Origin of the sequence: Microcoleus vaginatus HSN003, assembly GCF_022701255.1 — a bacterium.
Lineage (GTDB): Bacteria > Cyanobacteriota > Cyanobacteriia > Cyanobacteriales > Microcoleaceae > Microcoleus > Microcoleus vaginatus_B.
The window spans coordinates 61047-86105 of sequence record NZ_CP031705.1; the positions used below are offsets into that span (position 1 = coordinate 61047).

Annotated in this window: 23 protein-coding genes; 9 read left to right on the forward strand and 14 right to left on the reverse strand. The window is 45.5% G+C overall.

Annotation, left to right across the window (positions count from 1 at the left end):
• Positions 1-414: 414 nt before the first annotated feature.
• Both D0A37_RS00260 and D0A37_RS00265 read right to left on the reverse strand, forming a co-directional pair.
• Positions 415-1146 carry a WecB/TagA/CpsF family glycosyltransferase gene (locus D0A37_RS00260; RefSeq protein WP_242719926.1) on the reverse strand — a complete coding sequence of 244 codons (732 nt, stop codon included), beginning with the start codon at positions 1144-1146 and terminating at the stop codon, positions 415-417.
• A 201-nt stretch (positions 1147-1347) separates the two neighbouring features.
• Positions 1348-1485, reverse strand: a complete 138-nt coding sequence (locus tag D0A37_RS00265) for a hypothetical protein (RefSeq protein ID WP_242719928.1) — start codon at positions 1483-1485, stop codon at positions 1348-1350.
• A 111-nt stretch (positions 1486-1596) separates the two neighbouring features.
• Between D0A37_RS00265 and D0A37_RS00270 the strand changes: the two genes are divergently transcribed.
• The 4 genes from D0A37_RS00270 to D0A37_RS00285 all read left to right on the forward strand — a co-directional run bounded on the left by D0A37_RS00270 (position 1597) and on the right by D0A37_RS00285 (position 8013).
• Positions 1597-4806, forward strand: a complete 3210-nt coding sequence (locus D0A37_RS00270; protein ID WP_242719930.1) for a glycoside hydrolase family 15 protein — start codon at positions 1597-1599, stop codon at positions 4804-4806.
• A gap of 157 nt (positions 4807-4963) precedes the next feature.
• Positions 4964-5803, forward strand: a complete 840-nt coding sequence (locus D0A37_RS00275; protein WP_242719932.1) for a TdeIII family type II restriction endonuclease — start codon at positions 4964-4966, stop codon at positions 5801-5803.
• A 49-nt stretch (positions 5804-5852) separates the two neighbouring features.
• Complete coding sequence (locus tag D0A37_RS00280; RefSeq protein WP_242719934.1) at positions 5853-7028, forward strand: DNA cytosine methyltransferase; 1176 nt, start codon at positions 5853-5855, stop codon at positions 7026-7028.
• Between the two features lie 34 nt (positions 7029-7062).
• Positions 7063-8013 carry a PmeII family type II restriction endonuclease gene (locus D0A37_RS00285; protein WP_242719936.1) on the forward strand — a complete coding sequence of 317 codons (951 nt, stop codon included), beginning with the start codon at positions 7063-7065 and terminating at the stop codon, positions 8011-8013.
• Between the two features lie 45 nt (positions 8014-8058).
• Here the strand turns inward: D0A37_RS00285 and hisB are convergent, their stop codons facing one another.
• On the reverse strand, positions 8059-8697 hold the full coding sequence (hisB, locus tag D0A37_RS00290) for an imidazoleglycerol-phosphate dehydratase HisB (protein WP_242725824.1): 639 nt from the start codon (positions 8695-8697) through the stop codon (positions 8059-8061).
• Positions 8698-9006: 309 nt separating this feature from the next.
• Positions 9007-9783, reverse strand: coding sequence for an enoyl-ACP reductase FabI (gene fabI / locus D0A37_RS00295; RefSeq protein WP_006634022.1), 777 nt, complete (start codon positions 9781-9783; stop codon positions 9007-9009).
• A gap of 319 nt (positions 9784-10102) precedes the next feature.
• Here fabI and ntcA point away from each other — a divergent pair, with 319 nt between their 5' ends.
• The 3 genes from ntcA to D0A37_RS00310 all read left to right on the forward strand — a co-directional run bounded on the left by ntcA (position 10103) and on the right by D0A37_RS00310 (position 12959).
• On the forward strand, positions 10103-10768 hold the full coding sequence (gene ntcA, locus D0A37_RS00300) for a global nitrogen regulator NtcA (RefSeq protein ID WP_006634020.1): 666 nt from the start codon (positions 10103-10105) through the stop codon (positions 10766-10768).
• An 84-nt stretch (positions 10769-10852) separates the two neighbouring features.
• Positions 10853-12547, forward strand: coding sequence for a DUF3084 family protein (locus tag D0A37_RS00305; RefSeq protein ID WP_242719938.1), 1695 nt, complete (start codon positions 10853-10855; stop codon positions 12545-12547).
• 16 nt (positions 12548-12563) lie between these two features.
• Positions 12564-12959, forward strand: coding sequence for a pre-16S rRNA-processing nuclease YqgF (locus D0A37_RS00310; RefSeq protein ID WP_242719940.1), 396 nt, complete (start codon positions 12564-12566; stop codon positions 12957-12959).
• Positions 12960-13193: 234 nt separating this feature from the next.
• Here the strand turns inward: D0A37_RS00310 and D0A37_RS00315 are convergent, their stop codons facing one another.
• Positions 13194-13664, reverse strand: coding sequence for a hypothetical protein (locus D0A37_RS00315; RefSeq protein ID WP_242719942.1), 471 nt, complete (start codon positions 13662-13664; stop codon positions 13194-13196).
• A 459-nt stretch (positions 13665-14123) separates the two neighbouring features.
• Complete coding sequence (locus D0A37_RS00320; RefSeq protein ID WP_242719944.1) at positions 14124-15704, reverse strand: photosystem II high light acclimation radical SAM protein; 1581 nt, start codon at positions 15702-15704, stop codon at positions 14124-14126.
• A gap of 375 nt (positions 15705-16079) precedes the next feature.
• On the opposite strand from D0A37_RS00320, the gene D0A37_RS00325 reads away from it, so the two are divergent.
• Entirely contained in the window at positions 16080-16469 is a 390-nt protein-coding gene (locus D0A37_RS00325; RefSeq protein ID WP_242719945.1) for a DUF1830 domain-containing protein, read from the forward strand.
• 226 nt (positions 16470-16695) lie between these two features.
• Positions 16696-17286, forward strand: coding sequence for a hypothetical protein (locus D0A37_RS00330; protein ID WP_242719948.1), 591 nt, complete (start codon positions 16696-16698; stop codon positions 17284-17286).
• A 409-nt stretch (positions 17287-17695) separates the two neighbouring features.
• On the opposite strand, the gene D0A37_RS00335 is transcribed toward D0A37_RS00330, so the two are convergent.
• The 8 genes from D0A37_RS00335 to D0A37_RS00370 all read right to left on the reverse strand — a co-directional run bounded on the left by D0A37_RS00335 (position 17696) and on the right by D0A37_RS00370 (position 24928).
• Positions 17696-18781 carry a DUF3474 domain-containing protein gene (locus tag D0A37_RS00335; RefSeq protein ID WP_242719950.1) on the reverse strand — a complete coding sequence of 362 codons (1086 nt, stop codon included), beginning with the start codon at positions 18779-18781 and terminating at the stop codon, positions 17696-17698.
• A 230-nt stretch (positions 18782-19011) separates the two neighbouring features.
• Positions 19012-19290 carry a hypothetical protein gene (locus D0A37_RS00340; RefSeq protein WP_242719952.1) on the reverse strand — a complete coding sequence of 93 codons (279 nt, stop codon included), beginning with the start codon at positions 19288-19290 and terminating at the stop codon, positions 19012-19014.
• Between the two features lie 222 nt (positions 19291-19512).
• Positions 19513-20979 (reverse strand): amidophosphoribosyltransferase, encoded by a 1467-nt coding sequence (purF, locus tag D0A37_RS00345; protein ID WP_242719954.1) that lies wholly within the window; start codon positions 20977-20979, stop codon positions 19513-19515.
• 512 nt (positions 20980-21491) lie between these two features.
• Positions 21492-21818, reverse strand: coding sequence for a type II toxin-antitoxin system RelE/ParE family toxin (locus tag D0A37_RS00350; protein ID WP_242719956.1), 327 nt, complete (start codon positions 21816-21818; stop codon positions 21492-21494).
• Complete coding sequence (locus D0A37_RS00355; RefSeq protein ID WP_242719958.1) at positions 21815-22063, reverse strand: ribbon-helix-helix domain-containing protein; 249 nt, start codon at positions 22061-22063, stop codon at positions 21815-21817. Before D0A37_RS00355 ends, D0A37_RS00350 begins: the two co-directional genes overlap by 4 nt.
• 109 nt (positions 22064-22172) lie before the next feature.
• Positions 22173-22481 carry a DUF5615 family PIN-like protein gene (locus D0A37_RS00360; protein WP_242719960.1) on the reverse strand — a complete coding sequence of 103 codons (309 nt, stop codon included), beginning with the start codon at positions 22479-22481 and terminating at the stop codon, positions 22173-22175.
• 4 nt (positions 22482-22485) lie between these two features.
• Positions 22486-22845 (reverse strand): DUF433 domain-containing protein, encoded by a 360-nt coding sequence (locus tag D0A37_RS00365; RefSeq protein ID WP_242719962.1) that lies wholly within the window; start codon positions 22843-22845, stop codon positions 22486-22488.
• A gap of 328 nt (positions 22846-23173) precedes the next feature.
• Positions 23174-24928 carry a bifunctional serine/threonine-protein kinase/formylglycine-generating enzyme family protein gene (locus tag D0A37_RS00370; protein WP_242719964.1) on the reverse strand — a complete coding sequence of 585 codons (1755 nt, stop codon included), beginning with the start codon at positions 24926-24928 and terminating at the stop codon, positions 23174-23176.
• Positions 24929-25059 lie beyond the last annotated feature (131 nt).

Consider the following 25059-nt stretch of genomic DNA (forward strand, 5'->3'; position numbering starts at 1 on the left):
GCTGAGATATTGCACCATTCTGGATTAACCTGTAGGGGGGGTTCACCAATAATATCTAACAAGTACCAACCATTTGAATAAACCCGCCCCCACCCAACTCTGCCCTAAAAAAGAAAGGATTACTTATTGACTTTGGTGGATTTTTTGTGGTATATTTTAGATAATGGGAGTGGTGGCAAAAATATTATTTTTACCACCACTCCCATTATTAAATAATACATAATTGACTGCTCAAAGTCAAGCATTTAATCCGAAAAAAAAGGGCGATTTTTTTATTACAATCAATTTTTTTTGTACAATGCCTAATATAAATAAATAAATGGTAAGATTAAATGAACCGCGAAGGCGCTAAGCACGCGAAGGAGGAGAAAGAAGAAGATGCAGTTCTTCCTTCGCGCTTTGAAAATAATTAATTTAAGCTCGAAAATCCCCCAAAGCTTTCAAGGCAAATTGTGGCAAAGCTAACATCCTCCGCCACCGCCAAGGTTCTTGATAAAGCCGATACAGCCATTCTAAATGATTGTCGCAAAACCAAGCCGGCGCGCGGGTTTTTGTTCCCGCCCAAATATCGAAACTGCCGCCTACTCCCACCCAAATTGACTGAGGGCAAAGGTGTCGGTGTTCGGCAATCCAAAATTCTTGGCGTGGCACTCCCAAGCCTACAAAAATCAGTTTGGGCTGCATTTTTTTGAGGCTTTCACGGAAGTCTTTCTCTTCATCTGCGGAAAGATAACCGTGTTGAGAAGCAATCGACAATCCGTTAACCTTTTGCTGCCAAGTTTGGGCCGCAGCAGCGGCTACTCCGGGGGAACCTCCATAGAAAAATAGTGGTTCCGAATCCGGCAATTTTCCGGCTTGTTGCAGCAGTGATTCTGCTAATTCAATCCCCGGATAGCGCTGCGCCGGTTTGCCACGCATCCGCAAGTACAGCACCACTCCCGAACCGTCGGGTATCACCAGTTCCGCTTTGCGGATTACATCTGCTAAAGCCTGATTTTGCTCGGCTTGCATCGCCATTTCAGCATTCAGCGTCACGACGTGACTTCCTAACCCTTGATGCAGGCGCTGCATCAGCCAACCTGCATAATCATCTAATATGTGAACTGGTAGTCCCAGCACTGAAAATTGCGGCTGCGATCGATCCATATTTTTTTCTTTGAGATTCCTACACACCTAGTTATTTAAATTAGCTTAGATTGGCGATCGATGCTAGACCACTTTTGGACGCAAAAAACCCGGTTGGTGCCACAAAGATTCTGTTAAGTCATCATTCCGTGACCCAGAAACCGGGTTTTTGTACGCGACGCGCCAGTCCATTAGAGTTAAGCTGCAAAGTGCGATCGAGCATTAGTGTTCGATTTTTTTGACAGAACCGTCTGCGTACCATTCCATCGGTACCAGGTCAATTTTACCATTAATTTTGACTGTAGAGTAGACAATTTTTACGAAAGGAACGCTGTTGTTATTGTTGTTACGGGTAGACATGGCAATTACCTTTTTGTGTTTGGATAACTTGAGAAATAATCTAAACTCTGATATATTTAAAAGTCTATTCACCGCAATTCGGCTCCCATCAGGAAAAACAAGGAAAACGAAATGGCGATCGCAACAACTCAGCGGCAAACCCGGTTAGATTATTACTACCAGCAAATCAAAACCGTCATCCTCAAGCGCCAGAACCCAATTACCGGTTTGCTGCCGGCGAGTACCGCCGTTAACGCCCACGGCGACTACACTGATGCCTGGGTGCGCGACAACGTGTACAGCATTCTCGCAGTTTGGGGTTTGGGTTTAGCTTACCGCAAAATTGATGGCGATCAGGGCAGGACATTTGAACTCGAACACAGCACAGTCAAACTGATGCGCGGATTGCTGTTTGCGATGATGCAGCAATCGAGCAAAGTAGAACATTTTAAAAATACTCAGTCGCCCCTAGATGCCCTGCACGCTAAATACAATACTCAAACTGGAAGTATTGTTGTCGGTGATGACGAGTGGGGCCATTTACAGTTAGACGCTACATCTATATTCTTATTAATTCTTGCTCAAATGACGGCTTCCGGGCTGCACGTAATTTTTACAATTGATGAAGTCAATTTCGTGCAAAATTTAGTTTACTACATCGGTAGAGCCTACCGCACGCCGGATTACGGAATTTGGGAAAGAGGTCATAAAATCAATCGCGGCAATGCAGAATTGAACGCCAGTTCAGTTGGCATGGCAAAAGCAGCGCTGGAAGCAATAAATGGGTTGGATTTGTTCGGGATTAAAGGCTCTCAAGCATCGGTGATTCACGTTTTGCCAGACGAAATTGCCAGAAGTCGCGTAACTTTGGAATCGCTTTTGCCTCGCGAATCTAGTTCAAAAGAAGTAGATGCCGCTTTATTGAGCGTGATTAGTTTTCCGGCTTTTGCTGTTGAAGACCGAGAATTAATAGAACGGACTCGGAATAAGATTATTGACAAATTGCAAGGAAATTACGGCTGCAAGCGGTTTCTGCGGGACGGACACCAAACAGTTTTGGAAGATGCCGATCGCCTGCACTACGAACCCACAGAATTAAGGCAGTTCGAGCACATTGAATGCGAGTGGCCGCTATTTTTCACTTATTTATTCTTGGACGGCATATTTCAGGGAAATCAAGCCCAAGTGCAAGAGTACCAACAGCGTTTGGAATTTCTAGCAGTCGATCGATCGGGTTTGCCGCTGCTACCCGAATTGTATTACGTACCCGCCGAAAATATAGAAGCAGAAAAGCTAAATCCCAGCAGCCAGCAGCGCTTACCGAATGAAAATATTCCCCTAGTTTGGGCGCAAAGTTTGTATTTTCTCGGTCAATTGCTAAATGAAGGATTAATCGCAGTTGGCGACATCGACCCGCTGGGAAGGCACCTGTCAGTCGGCCAGCACAGAGAACCCTTAGTGCAAATTGCACTGTTAGCTGAAGACGAAGATTTGCAAGCAGAATTAGCCGCTAACGGCATTGCCGCGCAAACCCCAAAACAGGTCGAACCTATTCAAGTCCGCAAGACTAAAGAATTATCAGCTATTTACACCCAAATTGGACGCAACGACCCATTAGGTTTAACCGGCCGCCCCGTGCGCCGTCTGCGGAGTTTAACAACTTCTCGGGTGTTTAAAATTCGCGAAGAGGCGATCGTATTTCTCCCCTCCTTTTTGAACAGACAAGAGTTTTACTTAACTTTAGATTACCATTTTTTAGTAGCTCAAATCAAGAGCGAAATAGCTCACATTCACCGCCACTGGTATCAGTTGGGACGCCCTACGGTAACGCTGATGCTGACTCACACGATGCTGGAAACCGGTCGGGAAGCATTGTTAGAATTAATGAAGGAATTCCGAGATGGACACTGTAACAACACGCCCGTTAAGCTCGGAAATCTTAAGCAGTTAATGCTGACTGCTGGGACGGAGAGAATTGATTTGATGCACGATTTTGAATTTACCGAATCTCCGGTGACAGGTGCAGTAGAAACGCGCAGCTATCTGGCTTACAATCCTGAAAAAACTTGGTCTTTGGGTCACACGCAAGAATTTAAATTAGAGCTGGAAACTAATAGTCATTTATTGCTGACCAGCCTGCGCGATTCCGAAAATTTGTACGAACAAATTGAGTTGCTACACACGCTAGTTCGCCTCAAAGGACTAAATTTTGATACAGGATTTGGGGGTGCAGAAGCCACTGTACAAGTTGTGGATTTGCTCAACGAAGTTTATACAAAAGCTGGAGAAAGTTCGCAATCAAAAATCCAATGGGCAGTCATCCGCCATGCCGCCGGTTTGCTGGACAAGGTTGATATTAGCTTGTCAGATGCGGTGACAGACATTTTGGTGCGACAAAAGCAGATTGCTGTGGGGAAAGCCTACAGCGAAGATTCGGTGATTTCGCGCCCCGGTTCCTACACCGAAGTGATGGACAAAATTCGCCAATTCTGCGGAGAAGACGTTCGCGATCGAGTTCTCACCCAAGAAATTCTCATTTATCTCAGCGTCCTAATTAAAGCAGAACCGCAGTTATTTAAAGGCTTACTGACACTGAGAGTAAGCTATTTTATTCTGCTGCTGACTAGCGAATTAGCCCATGAATTGGGAGTGACGCAGAATGAAGCTTACGAACAGTTAATGCAGCTAAGTCCCTTTGAAATCAAAAATCGCCTGCGCCAAGTTTTGACAGAATACGAGGAAATGAATCAAATCCTCAAACAGCAAGAATCCTTGCGCGTCAAACAGGCGGAAAAAGATATTGAATGGGTAGTAGCGCCAGTTTCCGAAGAACCAACAATGCCTGCGGGAGGATGGCGCCGGAAGCGGCAGATGGAAGGGGGAGTTAATCGCGTACCGAAGGATTTTTATCCGAATGTTTGGGGACTGCTGCGGCACTGCAAAGGCTTGATAATTGGCGACAAATTAGAGCGCAGAAATCGGTTAGATAGCCATATCATTTTATCGGAAATGACGCCCGGGGAAAAGAATTTCGCGCTACAAATTGAGCATTTACTGAATAAAATTGTGGCGCCCGAATACCGACAAGTCAATATTGAGGCGCTGATGGAGTTGGCTGCGATCGCCCAGCGCAACCCAGAATTGCAAGTAGAAGAATACATCGTTTTAGATGTATTAGTCGGTCACGCAGTGCGGCTGAATTGGCAAGGAAAATACCCGAAAAGATCCGATAAATACGACGAAGATAAAGCGGCGGCTTGGCAAGCATTTTACAATACTTCCCCTTACGTTTGCGCGAGTCACGTACTCGATGCTTTCCGATTCTTGACGAAGTTTGGATAGATTGCGGGTGGCTGTTTAGTAAAAGTCTTGATTAACTTGTTTGTAGTAAGGACTCCAGTCCTTTCTTTGCCAAGTCATCACTAAGGACTAAAGTCCTTACTACAAACCTATTCCACTTTTGTCACAAGTCTAGTCAACAAAATTTTTGCCGTAAATAATGTCAGCCATTAGCTCAACTACCCGCGTCATAATCAAAGCATACTTAGAAGTTTTCATCGAAAATCTTGTCAATGAATACAGAGGACGGCTAATACCCAAACTTGATATTCCAGCAACACATTTATCTTCCCCATCCTCTACAGAACAATCGGAACTATTACAAACTGCGATCGTCCCGTCAGAGTTGATCCGAATTAACGAGTTTGAAAGAGGTTTCAGCAACCGCTTGGGTACAACCTATGAAGAATGTGCGAAGCTTATTGCCTTGGAACATCACCAAGAAGCACGCAGAAGCTATGAAATTGCTGGCGAAGTTAGCGTGGAGGCTATCAATGAAATTGAGCGTCAGATAGCGCTATTTGAGCAGTCAGCAGACAAGAATGCAAATAAACCTGATTTTGAAGAAATGATCCAAGCTGTTCTTGAGGCTCAAAAAACCAACCATTTAGTTAGGCGATCGGTCAAAGCAGATTTGTACGTGCTATCCCATGACGGGAGGAAATTTTTCTTTGAAATTAAAGGAGCGAAACCCAACAAAGGGCAATGTTTGGAGGTAATTCAACGCCTGCTAAGATATCATTTACTGTGCGGCCAGTCTCGCCCTGCGGCTCAATCTTATTATGCTATGGCTTACAATCCTTACGGGCCAAATCGTTCAGACTATAAATGGTCAGTGGCAAGGAAGTATACGCCTTTTGAACAAGCTGTAATTATGGGACATGAGTTTTGGAATATTATAGGGGGAGAGACTGCCTACGAAGAACTTTTGGATATATATCAAGAAATTGGGCGGGAGAAGCGTAATTATATGCTGGATGCTCTTGCATTTGGATTTTAGTAAAGTACAATTTTCATTCCAGCAATATCTAGTCTTGAGGCAAAAACCTGTGATTAACAACAAACCGATAACTATTAGCCTCTTTGCTGGAGCATACGGTTTAGATTTGGGTCTAGAAAAAGCAGGAATTCAGACAGTAAGTTTAGTAGAAATAGAACCTGATGCTACCAAAACTATCTGTCTAAATCGTCCTCATTTATCTCCATGTGCTGTACCGAGAGATATTTGCGAAGTCAGCGCCAAAACTCTATTAGAAGAAGGCGGACAAATCTTAGGTTTAGATAGACCTTTGCGTGCTGATCAAGTAGATTTAGTGACTGGTGGCCCGCCGTGCCAATCCTTCAGCACAGCCGGAAAACGCGGGTCTGTAGGCGATCCGCGCGGCAGCTTATTTATGGATTTCATACGCATTGTTGACGAAATCAAACCGCGCTTTTTTATCATGGAAAATGTTAAGGGGTTGCTGTCAGCTCCGATTCGACACCGACCTCACGCTCGCAGAGGTTTAGGTTTCCCACAATTAGAACCTGATGAAATGCCAGGTGCAGCTTTACAAGTGATTTTGGCAGAGATGAAACGCATTGGTTATGAAGTTGTTTATGATTTGCTCAATACTGCGGATTACGGCGTTCCTCAAGTTAGAGAAAGAGTAATTTTTATTGGTTATAAAGGTGATGATTCAGTTACTTTGCCGCTGCCAAATCATAACCAGAAAGGTACTGGAAAACAACCAAAATGGCTGACCCTTAGAGAGGGATTAAAGGATTTAGTAGATTCTCAGCCAGAATTTGTCCCTTATTCAGAAAATCGCCTCAAGTATCTGCGTTTGTTAACAGCAGGTCAAAACTGGAGGCATTTACCCAGCGAATTACAGCAAGAAGCAATGGGAGGAGCTTATAAATCTGAAGGCGGTAAAGTTGGTTTTTATCGGCGCTTGGCATGGGATAAACCGTCGCCTACTGTCACAACGAGTCCCCATCAAAAGGCTACAGATATGTGTCATCCCGATGAATTGCGGCCTTTGAGTGTAAGGGAGTGCGCGCGAATTCAGACGTTTCCAGACGACTGGGTTTTTTATGGATCAACTGCTTCTAAATATCGGCAAATTGGGAATGCCGTTCCCGTATTATTAGGAGAGGCGATAGGTAAGTACCTTTGCCAAAAAATTAAAGGCAATCGAGTCCAAGGGCTAGAAATGATTCAACAGCTTTCTCTTTTTAGTTAACTAATATTTTCAACCTAGTTTAGGAGAAATAAAAGTGTCAGAGCAACTTCATGAATTATTAGCCTTTGTTTTAGAAAAAGAAGTAGGACTCCCTGCGAGCAAGTCTCGATCTTTCGCCAGTCACTTTGCGGAGTTAGAAGAATTTTTTAACTTACAAGCCGCAACACTCAGAAACGGCATCAGCAGCATATCGGGCAAAAGAGCGCTCAGATTTACTCCCGATGAGATTGAACGGATTTTAGGATTTATATCTTCAGGCAAGCTGTCGCTGCAACTTACTATCGCTGAAAATTTTTTAGCCAGTATTTGTCGAGATTTTACTGGGCGACAGCTAGTTATGGTTGAAAATCTGACTTTAGGGAAAATTCATCCCAACCCATTTTTAATTAGGGCGTTAAATCTGGACACTCCTGAAGAAGTTGTCAGGCTTAATGTTTATATGAGTGCTACTAGGTCTATTGTCACTTCCATGGGATTTTTTATCCAAAAACTATTGATATCTTGCTCTGAAAGTGCAGAAAGCCCACCGGGCAAGTCAGGATGGGACGCAATTAAAACTACCAGTGATGGCGAGAAATGCTGGATACAGGTAAAAAGCGGCCCGAATGATATGGATAAAGACCAGATAGTATATTGGGCTGCCAAAATTGAGGAAAAAATTCAGGAGGGCGATCGCGCTTATATTGGTATAGCTTACGGCAAAAGAACTAATAAAACTGTAACACTTGGTTTGCTGAAGCAAATTTTGCTGAATTCGGAAATGATCACTTTAATCGGTCGAGAACTGTGGGATTTTGTCAGTGAAGATACTCGCTATACTGTGAATCTGTTTGAAGTTTTGCGTCAGTCGGCTCGTCAAGTTTTAGCACAAAGTTCTATTGATGAAGCTATAGAAAGGTGTAGCGATCGACTAATCGCTGAATTTATCGGAAAGTACGGCGAGGGAAGTCAAGGTGTTTTTAACTATATAGCAGATATATTTTGATTTACAGGTTCGTAGTAGCGCCCAAACGCTACTACAAACCCCCTACTACAAAACTCCTTTAGAACTCGGAATCCGACTGGCGCGCCGGGGGTCGATTTCTACGGCCATCCGCAGAGCTCGCGCAAATGCCTTAAACGCCGCTTCCACAATGTGATGAGAATTTCCGCCCTGCAACTGTCGAATGTGCAGTGTCATTTGAGTGTGGTTGACCACAGCCGAAAAAAACTCTCTCACTAATTCAGTATCGTAAGTGCCGATCCGCTGGTTGGGAATTTCCAAGCTGTAACTTAAGTGAGGCCGTCCCGAAAAATCTAGCACTACTTCAATTAAAGCTTCATCCAAAGGTGCGATGAAATGTCCGAAGCGAGAAATGCCCGATCGATCCCCGACAGCTTTTGCTAGGGCTTGGCCCAAGGTAATTCCCACATCTTCGTTCGTGTGGTGGTCGTCAATCTCCAAATCACCGATCGCCTGCACGTCCAAATCGATCAATCCGTGAGAAGCAATCTGGTGCAACATATGGTCTAAAAACGGAATTCCCGTAGACGCCTTGCAAGTTCCCACACCGTCGAGATTGAGGCTGGCCGTGACATCCGTTTCCAGTGTCGTGCGTTTCACCAAGGCCGCCCTAGCTGGTTGAACTGAACTTGCAGGAGGAACAGAAGGGCGATCGATTATCTCCATAATTCGCAATTGGTCATTCATTAGTTATTGATAATTAGTAATTGAAGATTACAGCTTGATCGGCGCTGATTCTCAAGTATTTAGTTAAGAGAATTATGCAAAACTCAAAACTCTCCAAAGGGGCGGCTTTTACATAAAACTTACTTGTTAAAGTTAAAGTTTATTGTCTCAACCCGCCCCTACATAAGCTGTTGCGCCATTTAAATTGTATGTCAAAAAACAATCAAACTTTTGTGGGGTGGGCGTCCCGCCCGCCTCTAACATATAATTTAAATGCGCGACAGCTTAACTCAAAATTTTCGACAACTGTTACATTCCCATGATTTCGTAACCGGCATCGACATACAAAACTTGACCCGTAATCCCGCTAGCGAGATTGCTGCACAGAAAAGCCGCAGCATTTCCCACTTCCTGCTGAGTCACCGTCCGCCGCAGTGGCGCCACTTCCTCAACGTGGTGGATCATGTCCAGAATACCGCCAACTGCTGACGAAGCCAGAGTCCGAATCGGGCCAGAAGAAATCGCATTTACCCGAATATTTAACGGGCCCAGTTCAGCAGCCAGATAGCGAACATTCATTTCCAAAGCCGCCTTAGCAATTCCCATCACATTATAGTTAGGAACTACCCGGACGCCGCCCAAATAAGTCAGGGTCACAATACTGCCGCCCTCGGCCATCAGCGGTTTAGCAGCAGCACAAAGCCGCACCAGCGAGTAAGCGCTAATATCCAAAGCATTGGAGAAACCTTGGCGCGAAGTGTTGGTGAAATCTCCCGACAACTCGTCCTTGCCGGCAAAAGCCAGACAGTGGATCAGGACATCTAACTTGCCCCACTTGTCGGCGATCGTTTGAAAAGTAGACTCAATTTCGCTCTCGTCTTGGACATTGCAGGGCAAATACAGACTGGGATTGAGCGGTTCCACCAGTTCAGCGACTTTGCGCTCGTGCTTGCCTTTCTCGTCCTTCAAATAAGTTATGCCGAGGTTGGCCCCAGCTTTGTGGAGCTGCTGAGCGATGCCCCAGGCGATCGAGCGATTGTTGGCAATGCCCGTAACAAGAGCATTTTTTCCGGTCAAATCTATCATCTGTATTTTTTTTAGAAGCAACTAGCACCGTTCTCATTGGCTCTCTGCGACAACCCCGGCAGTTTAGACACAACTGATTCAGCTTTAACTGATTGAGACACAATTGAGACACAATTGATATTAATTTTGCTGTGGAGCTACATGGGGGCGGAATTGAAAAAGTTAAGAGAAGGGCTAGATTTAATCATACAGTGCGTGTTTACCTTAACATTAGATGGAAGTAACCGAATCCTTGGATATTGGAGGTTGGGCACTATATTTTACTCAATAAGGTTAATCGGCAAGTTATAAAGTATTGATTAGTACAAAGGATCTAGTCGTGACGCATGATAGACCGCTAGCAGCCGTGTTCCGCCAAATCAGCGGCGGGGCGTTTCCACCCATTGTGGAAACCTTTGAACGGGGCAAGACAATTTTTTTCCCTGGAGACCCGGCTGAGCGCGTCTACGTTCTCATTAGAGGTGCTGTGAAGCTCTCCAGGGTGTACGAAGCAGGAGAAGAAATTACAGTCGCCCTCCTGCGCGAAAATAGCGTATTTGGGGTGCTGTCTCTGATTACGGGACACCGATCGGACAGGTTTTACCACGCGGTGGCCTTTACGCCGGTAGAGTTGATCTCGCTGCCGATCGAACAAGTCGAGAAAGCCCTCAAGGAAGACCCGGAACTATCTATGGTGATGCTGCGGGGACTGTCGTCTCGGATTTTGCAAACCGAGATGATGATCGAAACGTTGGCCCACCGAGATATGGGTTCGAGACTCGTCAGCTTTTTGCTGATTCTGTGCCGGGATTTTGGCGTGCCCGGTACAGAGGGGATTACGATAGATTTGAAGCTGTCCCACCAGGCGATCGCCGAAGCGATCGGCTCGACACGGGTAACTGTGACTCGTTTACTCGGGGATCTCAGACAAGAAACCATGATCTCGATCCACAAGAAAAAGATCACAGTCCACAACCCGGTGGCTTTAAGCCAGCAATTCACTTGATGCCGAGAAAGTATAGGATTTTGGATTTTGGATTTTGGATTGAATCTAAAATCCAAAATCCAAAATCCAAAATCTAAAATCGGAATGACTGCTGGATACATCCTGGTATTTGTAATTTTAGTGTTGGGGGGTGTGATCGCCACTGTCAGCGATCGCCTTGGGACGAAAGTCGGCAAGGCAAGGTTGAGCTTATTCAAACTTCGCCCCCGCGATACTGCTGTTGTTGTGACAGTGATGGCTGGCAGCATCTTGTCAGCACTGACTCTGGGCATTTTGTTTGCGACTAGCAAGCCACTGCGAACGGGGGTTTTTAGAATAGACGAGATTCAAAAAAGGCTCAACAACGCCCGTCGAGAAATCAACCAGGCCACTCAAGAAAAAAATCGAGTTGAAACTGAATTAAGTCAAGCCAGAGCCGCTCAAGCGCAAGCTAGAGCCAATTTAGAGCAAATTAATCAATCCCTCCAAGCCGCTAATGCCGAGCAAGCTCGGACGCAAACAAAATTAAACTCGCTGCGGGCCCAGCTCAACAGCGTGCAAGCAGCCAAGTCTAAAACTGAACAGCAGTTAACTCAGGTAGAAGCGGCTAAATCTAAGACAGAAGCACAGCTCAGCAGTGTGGAAGCGGCTAAATCCCGCACCGAAGAACAATTGAAACTGGTTCAAACCGCTCGCTCGAATACACAAGCTCAGCTCGATCGCACCGAGAACCAATTGAAAACAGTTTCTGCTCAAAAAACGACTTTAGGAGCGGAAATCGCCCAACTGCAAGAGGAACGCCAAGAGTTAATCGAGCAGGTAAAAACTCAAATTGCCAAGCGAGACGCAGAAATTGCCAAGCGAGACGCAGAAATTGCCCAGCGGGACAAGGAAATTGTCGATCGCAACGAGCTAATTGCCCAGCGAGACAAAGAAATTGCCCAGCGGATGCAAAATCTCGCCGAGCGCGATCAAACTATTGTCGAGCGCGACAAAGTAATTGCCGAGAGGGAAGCACTCTTAGAAACCTTGGCACAGCAACAATCTCAACTCGAACAGCAACAAACTTTATTGCAGCAGCAAGTGCAAGTTTTGGAACGCGATTTTCAGGCAATCCGCGAGGGTACAGTTGCCATCAGGCGCGGTCAAATTTTAGCTGCTGGCGTGGTTCGCATTGTCGAACCCGGTATGGCAAGTCGCGCGATCGATCGACTCTTGCAAGAAGCAAATAAAACCACCGTCGGACTGATGCAGCCGGAAAATAGGAAGGTTAGAGACCAGGTTATTCAAATTACTAAAGCCGAAATCGATCAACTAATTAGTCAGGTTAAAGACGGTCAAGATTACGTGGTGCGGATTGTCGCCGGCGCTAATTACCTGCGGGAAGAAAAGGTAATTAAGGTATTTGCAGAAGCAGAAATCAATCGAGTGGTTTTCCGCGCTGGAGATGTGATTGCAGGGGTTGCTGTCGATCCGGTGACTTTGACCGACGAACAGGTGCGACAGCAGTTGCTGCAATTGATAGAAGCTTGTCAATTTCGCGCTCGCCTGATCGGTGTTGTCGGCGGTAGAGTCCAAGTGGCCGACAATCGGGTTGAAACTTTAGCTGGTTTTATCGAGCGGTTGCAGCAGTACGAGAAACCCCTGGACGTTCAGGCGATCGCAGCAGATGTCACTTACATCGCCGGCCCGCTTAAAATAGATTTAGTGGCGCTTGAAAACGGAGCCGTTGTTTTCCGCACCGGACAACAAAAACAAGGCCCAGGAAATTTGAAAATCAAAAATAAATTTGGTAATTAATAATGGGTAACTGGCTATGATTTTAGGTTTCGATCCAGGTAAAGACAAATGTGGCATAGCTGTAATGGGTACAGATAAGAAAGTCTGCTACCATCAAGTTGTGCTGTCGGAAGCAGCGATATCTACTATTCAATCTTTGTGCGAACAGTTTCCCATTGAGTTATTGGTGCTCGGAGATCAAACGACTTCTAAGAGTTGGAAACAAAAACTGACGCAGAGTTTGTCGCCTGCGCTCAAAATTGTTCAGGTGGACGAGAGGTACAGCAGTTTAGAAGCGAAGGAACGCTACTGGCAAATGTACCCTCCGACGGGACTCGACCGCTTGATTCCGAAGGGAATGCGGACGCCGCCGAGACCAGTGGACGATATTGTGGCGATCGTCCTCATTCAGAGGTATTTAAACAAAAGTTAGTCTATTTTATAAGCGTTAAGCTGTTGTGCATTTAAATTGTATTTTGAGGGCGGGCAGGATGCCCACCCCACAAGAGTGAAAATTTATTTGACCATGCAATTTAAAGGCGGATTAGCTTACCACTGATTCTCTTTGATTATTAAGGAATCAATATGTTTTGGCGACTCTTGAATTTTTAACTTAAATAAAATACACCCTAAATTTAGTGAATTTATCATTAAATAACAGTTAGTGTTACTTGATGACAGCTTCGGTCAAGATTACCTTACCATTTTGCCGGACTTGTAGGCGTTCCGGGTTAATCGAATAGATAATATTGCCGTTAGTCGCTTCATAAGTTCCGTCGTCACCTGTCGTTACTTGCATGACATTGATTTGGCTGCCATTTATTTTGCTGAGGCCGCGGTAAAAAATATCGCCTTCCTGGGTTTTGCAAATGTATATAGAAAAGTTGGGCGTTGCGAAAAATTGCACCATTTCGGCCTTGGGACATCCCTCAACTTGAGCAATTTGCAGCGGTTGATTATTGCCCAAAGTGTTGGGTGCGATCGCCCGAACTTTACCAATCGGTTGATTTAGTGGAGTTGCTTTTGCTGAGGCTGTCAAAAAGCCGTGAAGCGAAGCTATCCCGAAGGGAATCGCACTAATGCCTGCTATAACTAGACCTACTCCTTTAATGCCCTTAGCTCTATCTTTATAAAACATCTTGTCACTCCTGGTTTTAACTATATAATTACATCTTAAGCGATCTTTGCTGGATATTAATAATATTTAATAGCAGAGGTGAAAGGTGCAGGAACAGGGTACACCGTCACTTTAAGTAAGGTGCGAACTGTGCAGCCTACACCAGTGAAAATACATAAGTATGTCAACGCGATCGAAGGAAAGCAATCTCTTGCATTTAGGACATTTTTAAGGTTTTATGACTTGTTCACGCTGATCTGAGAAACCGAGTTTCTTCATATATTTCTCGTTACTAAACCTTTGATTTTCCTAGAAACCGGGTTTCTCGCCTCAAATGCGATCGCCCACTGGCTCAGTTACACGGTAATGTTTATTTGCGCTTAGCTATTTATTTAATAATAAAAAGGGAAACAGAAGATACATTTTTTCTCCCATTTCCCATTTTTAAAATAACCGTCCTCCTGACTGCGAACCTGGTAATTAATTAACTGCTGCCAACTGTTTGTCTTTGATTTCCACAGGCGCGGTTAATGCCTCTTCCAAATCCGCACAGCCGAGTTTTTCCTCCAAAATAGCCATCACTTCGCGGCCGAAATCATTGGAATTCCGCTGCCAAGCTTCTAAACAAATCTGTCCGAAAAACGAACCCAAAGGTTCGGGATTCCACAGCAATTTGCGCGCTGTCCAAGGCATCAAACTCATGGGATCGTAACCAGGTTGCAGAATCTCCTGTTTAAAGGCGTATTCTTCCAAAATTGTGTGCGGCTGCAACCCGATAAAGAAAATAGCGGGTTCTACTTTATCCGCTCCGAAAATTCGCTCTAATTCTCGGTGATAAGCAATAGTTTGCCGGATAGTTTCAAAGGTTTCGTCAATGACGTTAAACGAGTAATTAACGGAAACCACATCGTTGTAACCGGCGGCTTTTAAATCGCGGCAATTCTCTAAAACTACTCGCAAGTTGTAGCCCATCCGCATTTTGCGAACCAGTTCCTGGGAACCGCTGGTGATGCCGATTTCAAAGTAATTCATCCCCGTTTTTACCATCAAATCGCACAATTCTGGTGTGAGATTGTCCGCACGGATGTAAGCGGCCCAGTGTATGTCGTCCATGCCGGCGGCGATGATTTTTTGCAATAATTCAACTGCATCGTCGATGAATTTGCGTGCTGGGATAAATTGAGCGTCGGTAAACCAGAAATTGCGGATACCTCGATCGTACAATTGCCGCATTTCCGCCACCACCTCTTCCGCCGGATTGATCCGCACTTGTTTCCCTTCAATCACCGTATAAATGCAGTAACAGCAATTATGAGGACAGCCGCGCTTGGTTTGGACTCCGACGTAGAAGTCCATATCCTGTAGATAATAGGAAAATTCCGGCCAAATGGTTTCGATGTAGTTATAATCGCAGGCAGTTTTCTCGATGTTGGCTGGTTTTTCGTGAATTAGCTTCGCGCGCGGCACAGTTTCGCCTACCACATAACACCTTTCCTCGGCTAAATCTTCGCCCTTAATCAACTTCTCCAGCAAAGCTTCGCCTTCCCCCACCGAAACCACAGTTCCCGTCGGCAAACTGCGACCCAACTGCTCGTAAAACACGCTCACAGCACCGCCTCCGACCACTGCACGAGCTTCGGGGCGGTATTTCCGGGCCCGCTTCAATCCGCGCTTAATCAGTCCCAAATTGCGCCAGAGTTCGGTGTAGTAAGACGCGGCTAAACGCAGTCCTCCGAGGGCTCCCCGGAACTTGATCAGGAGATTTTTGGCGTAGTAAAACTCGAAGGCATTTTGCAACGGATTGCCGCCCCGGCCGCCCACGGGCGCGTAAATTTGAATGTCCCGCCAAGAGAAAACCAGCAGAGTCGGCTTAAACTCGTCTATGCTGGCATCTAAAGCTTTAGCGAAATCCAGGGGTGGTACGGCACCTAAATCGAAAATGCGCTGTTCGACATCTGGAAACAGCTTGTGTACGTGATCCGAAAGATACACAACTCCGATCGGGAAAATCGGATTGCAAGGGAGGCGAACGTACAGGACTCGGTTTTCTCGGTTTTCCATGATTGTCATATCCTAAAGTGGAACTTTTTCAGCTATGTTAATATTCTTTTAATATAACTTTACAATCTATCTAATTTTCGCAATTTGACATTAAATATTCTTAAATTTTTCTATTGGGATTAAGGCCGAGCTTGTTGGTGTGGATCGGCGACAGCAGTAGAAAAAAGCTAATTTTTAAGTCAATACAGCGTATTTTGACAGAAAATCCCAGCGGGGAGTTAAAAACCAGATATTTATCCGGCTAAATTTAAATTTAGGTACGATCGGTCTCTCATCTATTAGGGAGTTGGTAGTCGGCTTTACAGTAGGCTGGGATCGCCTAGTGTTAGCCTGAGAAGATAACTAAAACTTTTAGGCAAGGCTCCCTCAGCATCTATGGCTCAAATTCTTGACCCCGTACCCTCAGACGCCGACAGCAAAATTCTGTGCTGCTACGTCAACGCCACCAGTCAGATTCAGATTGCTCGCATTGCCAACATTCCTAACTGGTACTTTGAACGAGTGGTGTTTCCCGGACAGCGCTTAGTGTTTGAAGCGATGCCGGCGGCAGCATTGGAAATTCACACCGGGATGATGGCGAGTGCAATTTTGTCGGATAAAATTCCTTGCGATCGCTTGCAGATTAACGAAGGCCCCTATTCAAACGTCAATCCTAGCAGATCGCCAGAGGAAGTTCCGGGCGATCGAGCAGTAATGGCCGGCCGCCCCAAATCCCGAGAAATCTCAGAACCTTTGACTGTACCGGCCCTCACAGCCGTTGATTAATCGGAGTTGTGAGTTTTGAGTTATAAATTGTCAACTCGGCGCTCAAAATTCCAACTTCAGCAAAGTGGTAAAAACTCAACACTTAAGAATCAAAGTTTGTGAAATGAATTTTAGATCAAAACTCCCGATAGCAAAGATTGTCCGGTTTTTCCTATTTCCCTGAGTTTTGTTGGCGGGTTCGACAACTGTGCAAAAATATCCTTAAACAGCTTCTCGAATTTCAGCCATGTCCGCACAACCGATCGCCCTTTCCCCATCTTCTGCCCCAGTATTTGAGCCGGCGATATTCCGGCTTTCTCCCCTGATTAGAATCACGCTGTTGAGCTTGTACACAGCCCTGACAATTCCATTGCCGTTTTTGTCGGAAGTAACGACAGCACCGGTTCCCCCGGCGGCACTCTGGGCGGCAATTGTTGTCGGCGCTGTGGGCCTCTACGGCGTGCTCAGTGAAAGGGTAATTTTGAGCGAGGAAGGGATTGAAGTCACATATCCCAAATGGTTTCCGCGTTTTTTTCGCAGGGGTTGGTCACTACCTTGGACTGAGGTAAAAGCTCTCAAACCTCGATCGACCGGTCAAGGAGGTTTAGTTTACTATTTTTTGAGTCATTCGGGTGAAGGCTATTTGTTGCCAATGCGAGTGGCTGGGTTTGGTAAATTAGTCGGTTTGGTGGAAGCAAAAACAGGTATTGATACTAGAGATGTCCGCCCTTTGTCGCAGCCTTGGATGTATCTTATTTTGCTGGGATGTACGCTGCTGCTGCTGTTGGTAGATGCGTGGACGATTGTCACGGCGATCGGGCTTAAAGGTAATCTGTAATATTATGTCCGGTACAATAACCGTTATAAAGTTGGTAGTGAGGACTTCAGTCCTCATAAAACTTGCTCGGACTGAAGTCCTAACTAAGCTTTACTACATTTAGTTTTTATCTTTGGGGCGGGCTAGAAGCAACGGCCCACAACAGTTGCCATCAAAATAAGTATATAGTTAAACGTGTGACAACTTACAAACCTCTTTGATTGTGTTCTTTTCAGCGGATACACTCAGCTAAAAAACATTTAGTTAGTTTGCATTTTTAAAACTCTTAAATTTCTTGTGGGGTGGGCATCTTGCCCGCCCCCAGTATGCAGATTAAATGTGGAACATCTTATTATCAAACACGCGCCAAAAAGAAAAACCCGGTTTCTTTAAGAATCCGGGTTTTTACGTATTCTCTTGTTTATTTAAGCTACTTAACTTCAGCCGATCGCCGACTGTTAGGTGATTCGTAGTAAACTCCAGAACCTGTATCCGAGACAAAATGACAATCCCAGTAAGAGCGAATAAAGCTCTTCCAAATTGGATCGGTTGACTTGCGGTAATAATCGCCCAACACTGGCTTGATGGCTTCCGTTGCTTCCTTCAAGTGATAGTGCGGCATTGTCGAGAAAATGTGGTGGGCTACGTGGGTGCCGATATCGTGATGGATGGAATTGATGATTCCGTAGTCGCGATCGATCGTAGACAATGCACCTTTCAAGAAAGACCAATCTTTACCGCGATACCAAGGAATGTCGGCTTCTGTGTGGTGCAGGAATGTTACCAAATCCAGCCACATCACGAACACTACATAGGGAACCAAGTAGAACTTGAGTAAAAACAGCCAACCAAACTGATAGGTTAGCGCGCCTAAAAAGCCTACCATCAGTACCAAGGATGCGGAACTCGTCAACACATCCCATTTTTCGGAGGGACGGAAAATCGGGCTACCGGGCATGAAGTGAGAACCTGCCCGATCGGGCGATCGCCGAAATAGATAAATTGGGTAGGCAAATAACATCAAATAAAAGCGTCCTAGCTTTTCGTACCAAGGCATTTGATTGTATTTGCTCTCCGATACCGGATACCAGCTTTCATCGTTATCTAAGCTGCCTGTATTGGCGTGGTGGGTTCGGTGGCTGATCCGCCAACCGTGGAAGGGCACCAGAATTGGAGCGTGGGAGAGGTGTCCTATCAGGTTGTTGAGCCATTTGCTCTTAGAAAATGAACCGTGTCCGCAGTCATGGCCCACTACAAACAATGCCCAGAACATTGTTCCCTGCATAAACCAAAAGATTGGGTAAAACAGCCAGGAATCGACGGTGTAGGCGATCGCATACAAACCGGCGATGATGCCAATATCTAAAAAGAAATAAGCCAGAGATTTCCATGCCGAGGGCTCAAAACAGTGGGCTGGAATGGCTGCCTTGATATCTTGAAGAGTAAAAGGTAACTCTGTTGTACGAGAGGACGAGTCTTGATTGCTCGGGGGATTGAGAACAGTATTTGATTGCACGAAGTTTCCGATTTAAGCTGACTTGAGAAACCGCATTCCGCCTTGTAACAGTCAATCGATTTTAGATTTTAGATTTTAGATTTTAGATTGACTCCACAGATGAATCTGGGGGCTTAACTAAGATCTAAATTTTTTGGCTCTCCCCGACATGAGTCAGGGGCTTGTATCCCTATGCAGGTGAGCTCACTTTCAACCCGCAAGGAGCCATATTTTGTAGTCTGCAAGGGTTCCTAAAGTTCTTTAGTTCGCATGAACAGCCCGTCCGCGATTCTCAAGCAAGTTGGCTTGTGGAATACTTGTGTGGGAAAAATTAGTGCGATCGACCCTGTTATCTGAAAAAATCTCATGTGCCCGTTGTTGGTGCGAAATGCGACTTCAATCTGAGAGTGGAAATCTGGAGGAACTACCTCCAGCCCCTTGGTAGCATACAGCGCTTCGAGCAAAAATTGTGAACGAGTGTTTAGGGAAAAGCCCATCGATTTTAGATTGGCGATTTTAGATTCAAGCACAAATCTCAAATCTGCAATCTCCCATATAAAATCCGAGTGTTGGGTTTCACCAAAGTTCTACCCAACCCACTGTTCACTACTGTTCACAAATTCTGCAATTATTGCTACAGCTAAGCTAATGTAACATTTCTACACACATTCTGGCAATGACTTACCAGAAAAAATAGAAAACCCATAAATTGCGGAAAATGACGGGCGCTCGCTTTCTCGCTTTGTGATTTTCTAGGTTGCAGCCTTTTCTAATATGAGCTTAGACCGTTTTACCACTTCTGGAACGTCGATCGGATAATCGCCGGTGAAACACGCCGAACAAAAACTCATCGGGTCTTCGTTAGTCGCCCTCAGCATTCCATCCCAACTCAAGAAAGCCAAAGAATCTACCCCAATTTGGGCGCCGATTTCTGCGACTGACTTAGTAGCAGCAATCAACTGATCTTGATTGTCGGTGTCGATCCCGTAGAAACAAGGATGAGTCACTGGCGGTGAGGAAATTCTCATGTGAACTGCGGTTGCGCCCGCATCGCGCAAGGCTTTGACGATTTTGCGGCTGGTTGTGCCACGCACGATCGAATCGTCGATAATAATTACCCGCTTTCCTTCCAACACATCTTTGAGAGGGTTGAGTTTCATGCGGATTCCTGACTCGCGCATTGTCTGAGTGGGTTGAATAAAAGTGCGCCCGACGTAGCGATTTTTAATCAATCCTTCGGCGTAAGGAATGCCGGAAGCTTGAGAAAAGCCGATCGCCGCCGGGATTCCAGAATCGGGAACGCCGATGACTATATCCGCATCAGCCGGAGATTCTGCTGCTAACAAACGCCCGATCCGCAGTCGGTAGCTGTACAAACTTTCACCTTCCATTTGGCTGTCGGGTCGAGCAAAATAGATCATTTCAAAGATGCAAAGTTTGCGCTTTTGTTGCTGACTCCAGTGGAAGGAAGCCATACCTTCCTCTGTAATCCACACTAATTCTCCCGGTTCTACGTCCCGCAAAAATTCAGCACCGATTATATCCAAGCCGCAAGTTTCCGATGCTAAAACGTATCGTACCGGAGTTGTGGGGAGAGTGCCAATTACCAACGGGCGGACGCCGTGCGGGTCCCGAACTCCCATCACGCCTTTGGGGGTGGCGATCGTCAAACTAAAGGCTCCTTGGCACATACCAAAGGCACTGATCGCTCCTTCCAGCCAGTCTTTGCCCTTGTCTACTTCGGAACCGATCGCCACGGCGATCGCCTCTGAATCCGTCGTGCTCACAAAGTCGCAGTTGCGAGACATCAACTCTTCCCGCAATTCTTTTGTATTGACAAGATTCCCGTTATGTGCTAACGCGAGACTTCCCAAACGGGTTTGGACGACAACAGGTTGAGCGTTGACAACCCGCGACGAGCCGGTAGTAGAGTAGCGAGTGTGGCCTACGGCTAAGTTACCGGGCAAGTGACCTAAACTCGATTCGTTAAAGACTTGGGAAACCAGTCCCATATCTTTGTGAAGGTGGACTTTTTCACCTTCAAAGGTGGCAATTCCTGCTGATTCCTGACCGCGGTGCTGCAAAGCATACAAACCGAAGTAGGTCAACTTGGCGACATCTTCACCCGGTGCGTAGATACCGAAAACGCCACAAGCTTCCTCTGGCTTGTCGGGTTTGCTAGAATGCTCGTCAGCCGCGAAGGAATGGTTGGGAATCATAGATGGGTGAGTTCCTAATGGGGAAGGTGGGTTAGGGGGACAGTTTCAGCGGGAAATCTTGTTTGCGAAAGCGTCGCATAACTTAACATTCCCTTAATCTTGGCACGGATCTGTCATTATTTCCAAGTCGTGTAGCATTTCCGACAGAAGCGATGCGGCGTTTAATGGCATTGTAGTATCGATCGCCCCCCAATCCTATACTAACCTTGATTAAGCGCGGGGGAGGGATTTGTCGAGGGATTCGGCGAAGTCGGCGCAACGCGAGACTGAAGAGCTCGGCGATCCTGCAATGGAAAATAAATTAGAAGCTTGTTTGATGGGCTTTTTCAAATATTAGAATTTAAGGGCGATCGATCTTGACTTTTTCAGGGGATTGACATACTATATTATCATGGAAATCTGTGCGGCCATGTAAAGTCATTTTGGGCGCGATCGAGTATTAAGTAATATTGACAGGAGTGAAAAGTGGGAGGGAGATTGTGCAGCCTGAAAACTTTTCCTACTCTAAAAAGTCAATCAGCTTCATCACCTGACAAAACTTCCTCTAAATCTCTCGCTGCGTGCAGAATTCTCACTACCTCAATATAGTTATCAAAAGACAGATAGAAAATCAGATAATTCTCAAAACCCCTAACTGATAATCTTCGCAAACCCTCCAACCGTGGATTTTGAACCGGATACAGGCGACCCATTCCCGACATTTGAGCCAATCTCGCAAATGTCTGACGTGCTGCATCAAAAAAACGCAATGCAGCATCAAGATTATTTTGAGCAATATAAGCAAAATTTTCGTCTAAATCTTGACTTGCTTTTGGTGTAATGACAATCCGTTTAGTCATTGCTGCTGTCGGTCAAGTTTCTGCACCAACTGAGCGCGTTTTTGCTCCCACCAATCATCGGTAATCTCTATAGAATTGCCACTATCCAAACCAGCCAACAATAACGACTCAACCCGCGCGGCTCTTGCTTGTTCTTGGCGAATTAGGTGCAAGATGTATTCCGCTGCATTACTGTAGCCTCCGATTGCCACTTGTTCGTTAATAAAATTTTGAATTGAATCGGGAAGAGGAAGATTGAGGGTCATATTTTTTATCCTTCCTGATGTGTGACCTTGGCATATTTTAACTATTATAAACCAGATTTGACCGATTTCAATTAAGATATGGACGGCGGCCCAGAACGATAGACACGAATCACTTTTCCGTCAGTATCTCAGCAGTAGATATCGCATCATTAATATTCGCACTCAGTCTAGGCATATTGTCATCTCGCGTGCAGGCAATAATACCGCAATGGTCAGGTTTCAGCTTGTGCAGTTGAAAGAAATCGCGCCGATTGACGGTCAAAACAGCCCGATTTTCACTGGTCGCAAATACTAATACATCCTCATCAGGTAGTCCCGCATTTCCTGCTTCTTGAACAGTCTGGACATCATGCCCCAAAGACCGCAGATTTTGCACAACTTGTCGGGGAAATTGTTCGTCTGCATAGAGACGTGCCATAGGTTTATTGGATATTTTCCGGTGTATCTAAGATTTCGTCAGCATCATCTTGCTGTCGAATTGCTGACTCAATTTCGTCAGGATAAGCTTCAGTATAAGCCCAAACATTTACCAAATCAGCAGCACTGAGATGGGGGTAGCAGTCTAGGATAAAAGCATCGGTAGCGCCGTCATTGCGATAGCTGGCGAGCAACCAAACGGGAATGCGAGTTTTGTCAATACAAGCATCACCGCCCATCACGCCGGGAGTTTTGGTTATCGGGCGGCCGCTGTTTTTCAGGCTTTGAGTTAAGATGCCGATCGCCTCCGCTTTTTCGATCGCCGTTAAGGCCAGGAGTTGTACTTCTAATTCTTCGATTGTCATATAAATTTAGGGATTTATGAATTGTGTAGCTATTTGATATTCTAAGGCGATATCTCTATCAGTTATCAAGCTCGGTAGGCTTAATTCTGCGCTAGGGGCGGGTTTTACCAACCATCTATGCCGGAACCCACAACATAATAAACCCGCCCCGGCCTAATCTCCGAATCCTCTTCACAAGCCCCCGGATTCATCTTTGGGGTCGCTCTTGGAATTCTAAAATCTAAAATCTAAAATCAATTGACTGACTCTCGCGGTGTGTCGCTGCGAGATTGTCGATTTGATTTGTAGATTGTTCAATGCGACGTACCCTACCACTACTACGCGGAAACTAGGACGAGGAAGAAACCGAAGCTACCGCCACGCGAAAACCGAGGTGCCTGCTGCGATGGACCGCCCCCGCCCAATGCCTGCCACGATAGGCACTACGGCAATAGACCGTATTGCAGTTCCAGCCACCACCACGCAGCACTCGGTTATTATCTGTTCCAGTTTCCCAAGAACTTCCCTCAGTCGGTGCGCCGTTATAATTACCATGCCATTTATCGCTGCACCATTCCCAAACATTCCCGTGCATATCATACAAACCAAACGGATTCGGCGCAAAACTCCCCACATCCGTTGTTTGTTTGCGGTAAAGTCCCTTCGGCGCAGAACCGTAGGGATGATTGCCATCATAATTAACTAAATCCGGGGTAATTGTCTCGCCAAAATAGAAAGGCGTTGTAGTTCCGGCGCGACAAGCATATTCCCATTCGGCTTCCGAAGGTAAGCGATAAATCTTGCCGGTTTTTTGAGAAATTTTCTGGCAGAATTCCAGAGCATTATTCCAGCTTACTTGTTCTACAGGACGTTTCAAACCTTTGATATGAGAAGGGTTATTCCCCATCACTACTTCCCACTGTTCTTGAGTAATGGGATATTTACCCATAAAAAAAGGAGAGATATTAACAGTACGCTGCGGCCCTTCATTGTTACTTCGCCTTGCTTCCGTATTGGGAGAACCCATCACGAAACGGCCACCAGGAATTGCTACCATGTCTAAGGTTGCACCGCTACCTAAATTTTCACTAATAAATTGTGCTTGACGGCGTTGACGGCTAGTTATATTACCCCGCACATCAACTGTCACCACTTCAAAGTCAAACCTTTGTAAAGTCGGCGCGGGAGTTGGTGTCGGTGCGGGAGTTTGTCTTGACTGACGTTGAAAATCTATTAAAACTTCCTCTGCTGATTGATAGCGCTGCTGAATATCTTTTGCCAACAACTTAGATAAAATCACTTCCAATCCCTTTTCTATGGGGCTTTTCAAATGTTGCGGCCAATTGGCCGTCCAACTATAACCTTGATCCACCCACAAATCAAAAGGATATAGCCCTGTCAGTAGATGAAAAGCAGTCGCCCCCAAGCTAAACAAATCGCTGGCTGGATAAGCTTCACCCCCTTTCATTTGTTCAAGCGGTGTATAACCAGGCGTACCAATTTGTGTTCCCAGTCTCGACATCACTGTTCCCGACAACTGTTTGGAAACTCCGAAATCAATCAGCATTAATACACCGTCGCTACGACGGCGCATAATATTGTCAGGCTTGATATCTCGGTGAATGATTTTTTGTTCGTGAATAAACTTGAGAACAGGTAGAAGTTCGAGTAATAGTTGCTTAACTTGGTTTTCTTGCCAACTTCCCTGATTTTGGAAAAGGTTTAACAAATTGTCCCCATCGACAAACTGCTGTACGAGATACAAATATTTGTCTTGTTCAAAATAGGCATCTAGTGATGGGATTTGGGGATGTTGTCCTAGCTGTTGCAGTTGTCGGGCTTCTTGCTGAAATAATTCTACCGCTTTGTTAATCGCCCAAGTTCCCTGGACATCTGGTGCTAATTGTTTAACGACACAGGGTTGATTTAGTTTATCAATATCTTCTGCTAAATAAGTTCTGCCGAAGCCACCTTTACCGAGGAATTTGATCATGCGGAAACGATTTCGCAGGATGGGTACGAGTTTGACGCCACAACTGATGCAATATGTTTGCCCGTCGGGGTTTTCGGGATTGGGACAGTCGGGATTGATACAGCAAATCATTTGTTTTAGGAATGATATTGTTTATATTGTATAGTGTCTAAGAAGCCCGATTTATGTAATATGTTTTTGCAAGAATCGTGAATTTTGTAAGAAGTCGGGGCTCTAGGGTGTTTTTTAAACCCGGATATCCC

What these genes read in the sequence shown, in the direction of transcription:
- purF (WP_242719954.1), bottom strand. Translation starts at nt 20,979, where the DNA reads ATGATTCCCAACCATTCCTTCGCGGCTGACGAGCATTCTAGCAAACCC.
- D0A37_RS00260 (WP_242719926.1), bottom strand. Translation starts at nt 1,146, where the DNA reads ATGGATCGATCGCAGCCGCAATTTTCAGTGCTGGGACTACCAGTTCAC.
- D0A37_RS00270 (WP_242719930.1), top strand. Translation starts at nt 1,597, where the DNA reads ATGGCGATCGCAACAACTCAGCGGCAAACCCGGTTAGATTATTACTAC.
- fabI (WP_006634022.1), bottom strand. Translation starts at nt 9,783, where the DNA reads ATGATAGATTTGACCGGAAAAAATGCTCTTGTTACGGGCATTGCCAAC.
- D0A37_RS00350 (WP_242719956.1), bottom strand. Translation starts at nt 21,818, where the DNA reads ATGACTAAACGGATTGTCATTACACCAAAAGCAAGTCAAGATTTAGAC.
- D0A37_RS00265 (WP_242719928.1), bottom strand. Translation starts at nt 1,485, where the DNA reads ATGTCTACCCGTAACAACAATAACAACAGCGTTCCTTTCGTAAAAATT.
- D0A37_RS00370 (WP_242719964.1), bottom strand. Translation starts at nt 24,928, where the DNA reads ATGATTTGCTGTATCAATCCCGACTGTCCCAATCCCGAAAACCCCGAC.
- D0A37_RS00305 (WP_242719938.1), top strand. Translation starts at nt 10,853, where the DNA reads ATGACTGCTGGATACATCCTGGTATTTGTAATTTTAGTGTTGGGGGGT.
- D0A37_RS00320 (WP_242719944.1), bottom strand. Translation starts at nt 15,704, where the DNA reads ATGGAAAACCGAGAAAACCGAGTCCTGTACGTTCGCCTCCCTTGCAAT.
- D0A37_RS00315 (WP_242719942.1), bottom strand. Translation starts at nt 13,664, where the DNA reads ATGTTTTATAAAGATAGAGCTAAGGGCATTAAAGGAGTAGGTCTAGTT.
- D0A37_RS00310 (WP_242719940.1), top strand. Translation starts at nt 12,564, where the DNA reads ATGATTTTAGGTTTCGATCCAGGTAAAGACAAATGTGGCATAGCTGTA.
- D0A37_RS00325 (WP_242719945.1), top strand. Translation starts at nt 16,080, where the DNA reads ATGGCTCAAATTCTTGACCCCGTACCCTCAGACGCCGACAGCAAAATT.
- D0A37_RS00330 (WP_242719948.1), top strand. Translation starts at nt 16,696, where the DNA reads ATGTCCGCACAACCGATCGCCCTTTCCCCATCTTCTGCCCCAGTATTT.
- D0A37_RS00355 (WP_242719958.1), bottom strand. Translation starts at nt 22,063, where the DNA reads ATGACCCTCAATCTTCCTCTTCCCGATTCAATTCAAAATTTTATTAAC.
- D0A37_RS00360 (WP_242719960.1), bottom strand. Translation starts at nt 22,481, where the DNA reads ATGGCACGTCTCTATGCAGACGAACAATTTCCCCGACAAGTTGTGCAA.
- hisB (WP_242725824.1), bottom strand. Translation starts at nt 8,697, where the DNA reads ATGGAGATAATCGATCGCCCTTCTGTTCCTCCTGCAAGTTCAGTTCAA.
- D0A37_RS00365 (WP_242719962.1), bottom strand. Translation starts at nt 22,845, where the DNA reads ATGACAATCGAAGAATTAGAAGTACAACTCCTGGCCTTAACGGCGATC.
- D0A37_RS00275 (WP_242719932.1), top strand. Translation starts at nt 4,964, where the DNA reads ATGTCAGCCATTAGCTCAACTACCCGCGTCATAATCAAAGCATACTTA.